7 protein-coding genes are annotated in these 5523 nt (G+C 71.7%); all 7 read right to left on the bottom strand.

The genetic code is table 11. The annotated features are described in order from the left end of the window. Positions 1 to 13: 13 nt before the first annotated feature. The 7 genes from BUB97_RS25070 to BUB97_RS25040 are packed head-to-tail and all read right to left on the bottom strand — an operon-like array spanning position 14 to position 5342. On the bottom strand, positions 14 to 1174 hold the full coding sequence (locus tag BUB97_RS25070; RefSeq protein WP_073140596.1) for a TrbI/VirB10 family protein: 1161 nt from the start codon (positions 1172 to 1174) through the stop codon (positions 14 to 16). Next, the gene (locus tag BUB97_RS25065) at positions 1171 to 2208 is read right to left on the bottom strand and encodes a TrbG/VirB9 family P-type conjugative transfer protein (protein WP_073140594.1); all 1038 of its coding nucleotides are present in this window, start codon (positions 2206 to 2208) and stop codon (positions 1171 to 1173) included. The genes BUB97_RS25070 and BUB97_RS25065 overlap by 4 nt, the downstream gene beginning before the upstream one ends. Further along, the gene (locus BUB97_RS25060) at positions 2205 to 3005 is read right to left on the bottom strand and encodes a VirB8/TrbF family protein (protein ID WP_086062554.1); all 801 of its coding nucleotides are present in this window, start codon (positions 3003 to 3005) and stop codon (positions 2205 to 2207) included. The genes BUB97_RS25065 and BUB97_RS25060 overlap by 4 nt, the downstream gene beginning before the upstream one ends. Beyond that, on the bottom strand, positions 3002 to 3175 hold the full coding sequence (locus BUB97_RS26055) for a type IV secretion system protein VirB7 (protein WP_139281459.1): 174 nt from the start codon (positions 3173 to 3175) through the stop codon (positions 3002 to 3004). Before BUB97_RS26055 ends, BUB97_RS25060 begins: the two co-directional genes overlap by 4 nt. A 46-nt stretch (positions 3176 to 3221) precedes the next feature. Further along, positions 3222 to 4211, bottom strand: a complete 990-nt coding sequence (locus tag BUB97_RS25050; RefSeq protein WP_073140586.1) for a type IV secretion system protein — start codon at positions 4209 to 4211, stop codon at positions 3222 to 3224. Then, entirely contained in the window at positions 4201 to 4632 is a 432-nt protein-coding gene (locus BUB97_RS25045; RefSeq protein WP_073140584.1) for an EexN family lipoprotein, read from the bottom strand. The genes BUB97_RS25050 and BUB97_RS25045 overlap by 11 nt, the downstream gene beginning before the upstream one ends. Continuing rightward, on the bottom strand, positions 4632 to 5342 hold the full coding sequence (locus BUB97_RS25040) for a type IV secretion system protein (protein WP_175562746.1): 711 nt from the start codon (positions 5340 to 5342) through the stop codon (positions 4632 to 4634). Before BUB97_RS25040 ends, BUB97_RS25045 begins: the two co-directional genes overlap by 1 nt. Positions 5343 to 5523 lie beyond the last annotated feature (181 nt).

The raw sequence follows: 5523 nt of genomic DNA, 5'->3' as shown, positions 1-5523 counted from the left end.
ACCGCCGCGCCCCTCACCGGCTCACCAGCCGGTAAACGTCAGAGAAATCCAGGTTCCGCGCCACGAACACGGTCAAGGGCTCTCCCTGGTTCCGGCGCAGGGTGGAGGGGATGTTGATGTCGGATTCCAGCGCCTGGCTGGTGGCGCGCTGCCCGCCCGACTGGAACTGGTTGAAGGTGACGCCCGTGCCATTGTTCAGCGAGTTGCTGGCAACGGTGGCCGCGGCCTGTAGGCCGGTGTCGAGGAAGGCGAGCAGCATGGCGCCGCGGAACCGCTCGAAGAAGTGGCTATCGACCTCGCCATCCAGCCCGGCCTGACCCATCACGTCGGCGCCGGGGCTGTTCAACTCCATCTGCACGCCGCCCGGCGTCAGGGCCTGCGTCATCACCACGAACAGCCGGCGCGAGCCGCGGGCCAGGCCGGAACGGACCTCGCCCACGATGCGCGTCCCGCGCTCCATCAGCACGACCGTCCCCGTGGATCCCCGCACGTCCACGGGGGTGATGCAGGAGAAGAAGCCGGCGACCGTGGAATCAATCGGCATTTCCGGGATGCAGGCGATCCGCGTGCCCATTGGCACCGTCAGCTCGGGGTTCCGCAGCACGGTCGCCCGCGCCGCTGCCATCCGCGACGGCCGAAGGCGCGACGAGAGCGCGTCGGGCTCGTTGGCACTGCCAGCCAGGCCGTCGCCGGGGACTGTGGCAGGCGCCCCGGGCCGGGCGGCACGGAGACCGGCCGGTCCGTCCGCCACGGGCTGCGTGGCCTGCGGTACGGTGCGGTCCTCGTAGCTCATGATCGGGGTGGGGTTGGGGGCCTGGCGCCCGCCGCCGAAGGCCACGGCGCTGTGCGCGCCGGGCATCGGCATCCCTAGGGCGGCCGGGGTGGCTGGGATCGGCATGGCCGCGACCGCCGCGGCCGGGGTCGGTGCCGGCGGGGCGGCCGGCTCGGGCATTGGCCGGTAGGGCAGGGAGCGCCCGGCCTCCGCGACCGGCTGCTCGCGCTCGCGCTCCGGGGCCGGGCGCGAGGCGGGCCACATTGCGACCAGGCCGCAGGCGGCGAAGATGCCCACCCCGATCATCACCTTTTCCCGGCCCGTCAGCAGGCGCCGGCCGCCGGCGACGGGCGAGACAGGATTGTTGGAGGCGACGGCGCCCCCTTCCACGGCGCCGCTCACCGCCTGATCTCCCGCACCACGTCGGGGCTGGTGGTGCCGGTGCCGGGATTGCGACCGGTGGGGTCAACCGCCCGGTTGAAGATGCAAAGCACCAAGCCGCCGTCCCGCAGCCGCAGGGCCGGGCCGGTCTGGTGGATGGTGATGAGGCCCGCGGTGTTGGCGGAGTAGTTCACCGCCGCCTCGCGCCCGTCCGCGAGGACGGAGAAGATCGCGGGCACGCGGCGATTGCCTGGGAAGCGCAGAAAGGTGGATTGCCCGTCGTCCCAAACCTCGGCTGGCGCCAGCTCGCGGTCGCCCTGGCCGTCATAGTTCCAGTTCATCACCCCCGGCGTGGCGGCGTTGGTGCTGGCCAGCACCAGGCGCTCGCGTGCCCGGCGCTCGGTTATCTCACGGCGGCGCGTCTCGGCCGCGGCGTTGGCCGCCTGCCGGCGAGCCGCGGCAGCCGCCGCTGCAGCAGCGCGCTCCTCGGCCGGGTAGGTGAAGCGCACGAGGTAGTAGGTGTTCGGGGCTTCCGCGGTCAGCGGCCCCTCGCGGGTGGACAGCTCGAAGGTGTAGGCGCGCATCACCTCCCGCCCGGTGGTGGGGTCGGTGCTGCGGCCGATGATGAACAGCGGCTGCGGGTCCAGATCCCGCAGAGGCTTGAGCATGACGAAGTTGCCGCGGACGGCGGTGAACAGGTTCCGGTCGGTGGACGCCCCGCGGCCGGCGCCGGCCCGCTCGGAGGGAGCGGGGCCGCCGGCCATGGCCAGCGGGCCGGTGCCGAGGCTGGCGGGCTCGGGCGGGTCCAGGAGGGTCTGATCCGACACCGGCAGGCCAGCCACCGTCTCGCCGGGGGCGAGCTGGATGGTCAGGGTGGCACCGGGCACGGCGTAGAGCTTGACCACCTGATGCGGGTCGTAGGCGATCACCCGCACCCGCGGGTCGCGCCCGGCCGGGGCCGGGGTCTCGCCCGCGGCGGCCGGGGCGCCCCAGGCCAGCGGCAGGGCGATGGAGACGGCCAGCAGCAGCCGCAGGGCGGAATGGGGGCGGATCATCGGGCCTCTCCCAGGGTCGGCACGCCCTCGCGCTCGGGCGGGCGGTATTCGGTCACGAGCACGCCCAGCGGGTTGATCGTCGTGCCGTCGGTGAAGGCGATGTTCTGGCCGGCACGGTAGCGCAGCGTCGTGACCCAGGTGGACACGACCGGCGGGCGGCCGTGGGCGCGCTCGGTGCGGCGGAAGCGGAGCTGGTAGATCTCGTCGGCCTGCGCCGTGTCGTTCGGCAGCAGGGCACCGCTGATCTGCTCCACGGTGACAGTCGCACGCGTGCCCCACACGGCTTGCGGACCAGGGGGAACCGTGAGGTTGAACCACTCCTGAAAGGCGCTCCGCACCTGCGGCGCCGACATGCGGCTCACCACGTCGTAGGCGTATTGCGCCTCGCCCGAGGACCAGCCTTCGCGCAGGCGGACATACTGGAACAGGGTGGCGCGCACGGCGCGCTCCTGCACCGCGGCCGGCAGCGCGTCGCCGTGGACCACGGTGGCCATGCTGCCGTCCGGCTGCGGCACGGCCACGACCGGCACCACGCGGACGAGGGGAAAGAGCTGGAGGGCGGCCAGGGCCTGCATCCCGACCACCCCCAGCAGGCCGACGATGGCCCAGGTCTTTCCCGTGCTGATGCGCTTGGCGCGGCGGGCGTCGCGGAGCTGGCGGGCCTGCGTCTCGGCGTAGAGGCGGTTCAGCTCGCCCCGCGGGATCACCACGGCGGCGGCCATCTCAGCGTCGGAGGGGCCGCCCGCGGGTGAGGCGGACGGCGGCACCGGCTGGCCGGGCGGGGAGATGGCGTTCAACGCACGACACTCCCGGCCGGGGCACCCACGGCGGCCGCGGCGGCGAAGTTGGCCGGCGGCAGCATCCGGGTCGGGTTGAGCTGGAACACCTCGCCCTTGCAGGCCGGCGGTTCGGAGGCGCCGGCACAGGCGGCCAGGGCCAGCAGGGAGAGCAGCAGCGCGGGCTTCATCGGGGCTCTACGGTGATGGAGGAGGGGGGAGGGGGCGCGCACGGGATCAGCCCTTCGGTGCGGTGTTGGCGGCCGTCGCTTCCACGGCGGTGGCCATGCGGCTCTGATAGGCTTCCTGCCGGCCTTGGGAGGCGGCGGCGGCCTTCTTGTCGGAGCGGCGCTGCATCGACGCCATGCCGCGGTCGATGGCTTCGCCCAGAGCTTGCGTGTGCGGGGCGAAGGAGCCGGCCAGGCCGCCGCCGATGGAGTAGGCCACGCCGGTCAGCGCGCCGATCAGCAGCAGGCCGCACCAATACCAGGCACCGACTTGCAGCAGCGCGCCGATTTTCTCGTCTATGCTGCCGCCGGGGTTGGCCTGTGCCTGGCGGACGTAGCCGTTAAAACCCGTCATCAGCAGTTGGAGCATGACACCGATGCTCAACTGCACGAGCGTCAGCGAGACGAGCTTGCCCACCCAGCGGTCCACGAAGGGGCGCGTGGCGTCAAACAGGTAGAGGCCGATCAGGAAGGGGCCGAGGGCGATCACCATGCCCATGACCACGCGGGCGATCACCCACATGAGGAAGATGACAACGAGGGCGACGAAGGAGATGGCCATGAGGGCGCGAATGGCGAGGCGTTCACCGAGTTGAGTGTAGCCATTGGCCTCCGCGAGCACGGTGGCCGCCATGCGCTGCGTCGCGTTCCACAGTGCGTCGAACTGCGCGGCCGGCGCGTAGGTGGTGCCGCCCGTGAGCGCGGCGCCGACCGTGCTGGGAATGTCCTGCAAGAACAGGTCACGGACGTAGGTGTTGAAGGTGCCGGCCGAGGTTAGGAGTGCTGCGACGGCCATGATCCGCAGCACGCGCCCGGCTAGCACGTTCTTGTCCATGCGCCCGGTCAGAACGAGCCAGCCGGAAATCAAGATGAACAGCGTGGCCGCCGCCCGCACCTGCGGACGCGCGAAAGTAAGTCCGCTGTTGATGACCGTATCAATGCCGGTCATCAGGTTGGTGTCGAACGTCATCGACACCTTGTGGAAGAAGTCAGCGGCCACCGGAGGCTCCGTCCCGGTAGCGGTCGAGCTGGTAGCAATAGGGTGTCAGAACATCGCTGCCAGGACCGCGGGTCGCGCAGGCGTTCCGCAAATTGGAGTAGCCCAGCGGGTTCGTGCGCGGGTTGAAGCCCGGTTCCGGGAGGCCGCTGCTGTCAACGGGCGGCGCCTGGCGGTCCTGGCCAGCGCGCGGCAGGGTGTTGGGCAACGGCCGGCCCATGCGCGAAGCCCCCGCAGCTTCGGCGTTCTGGCAATCCCAGGTCGCAGCCAAGCGGGCGTCGCGGTGGCACCAGCGCAAGGTTTCTTCGAGGACTTGCGGCCGGGCCTGGTACCAGGGCACGTCGCGGACCTCGCGCGACCGCTGCGCGAGGACGGGCGCGGCGCCCGCGGCCACCAAGGCGAGCGCAAGCACCGCGCCGCGCATCACTCGTCCCCCAAGGGCTGCAGGCTGTCCCGGTATTGCTCTGCGCTCTGCCGGGCCGCCTCCTCCGAGCGCAGCATGTCGCCCTGCTGCTGAACGGCGGCCATCATCTGCAACTGCGCGAGCTGCTGTTGCTGCGCCGAGAGCAAGGCGTGCTCGGCCTGGATGCGGTTGTTCAGCGCCGCCGACGCCTGCACGTCGGGCTGGCCGTCCACTTCGGCCATCAGCTCGCGCAGCCCGGCGATGCGCTGTTCCGACTGCCGCATCCCCTGCATCGCCGCGGCCTGGATGCCGCCCAGGCGCTGCGCCCGGCGCGTCAGCTCGGTCGCAGAGAAGTCCGTGCCCTGCGACTGATAGAAGCGGAGACCGGCCACCTGCTCGGCGGTGCCAGCCATGCTGCCGGCACCGCTCATCATGCCGCCGATCTCGGTCGCCCCGAAGCCGTTGGCCACGCCGCCCAGGCGGCTCGCATAGGTGGAGACGTTGGTGGTGTGGGCGAGCACGTTATAGGTCGCTTGGAGCTGCTGATACTGCTGCTCAAGCTGGCGCACGGTGGCCACGGCCTGCGCGACCTGCTGCACGAGTTGGGAGTTGGTAATCTGCGCCTGCGCGTTCGCGAGGGCGTCCGTGACCGGGATTTGTGCCCGCGCAGCGCCAGGCGCCGCCACGGCCAGGGCGAGGGCCGCGGCCCCCGCCAAAAGCGTCCGCTTCATGCTCCATGTCCTCATCAGGTTGCCGCTTCCGGCAGGCGGCGGTGGAACTCGGGCAGGAGCGCCGACGGCTCATCGGTCCCCAGCTCGCGCCGGATCTTCCGCAGCAGGCGGACGGTGCCGACCTTGCCGCTCAACACCGCTAGGTGCGGCGCCATGGCCGGAGGCAGCTCCACCCGGCAGA

Source organism: Muricoccus roseus, assembly GCF_900141905.1.
GTDB lineage: Bacteria > Pseudomonadota > Alphaproteobacteria > Acetobacterales > Acetobacteraceae > Roseomonas > Roseomonas rosea.
This window is presented reverse-complemented; position numbering and strand designations above follow the sequence as displayed.

Bases quoted from the DNA above. Each gene is read 5' to 3' on its own strand.
- BUB97_RS25040 (WP_175562746.1), bottom strand. From the start codon at position 5,342: ATGAAGCGGACGCTTTTGGCGGGGGCCGCGGCCCTCGCCCTGGCCGTG.
- BUB97_RS26055 (WP_139281459.1), bottom strand. From the start codon at position 3,175: ATGAAGCCCGCGCTGCTGCTCTCCCTGCTGGCCCTGGCCGCCTGTGCC.
- BUB97_RS25045 (WP_073140584.1), bottom strand. From the start codon at position 4,632: ATGCGCGGCGCGGTGCTTGCGCTCGCCTTGGTGGCCGCGGGCGCCGCG.
- BUB97_RS25065 (WP_073140594.1), bottom strand. From the start codon at position 2,208: ATGATCCGCCCCCATTCCGCCCTGCGGCTGCTGCTGGCCGTCTCCATC.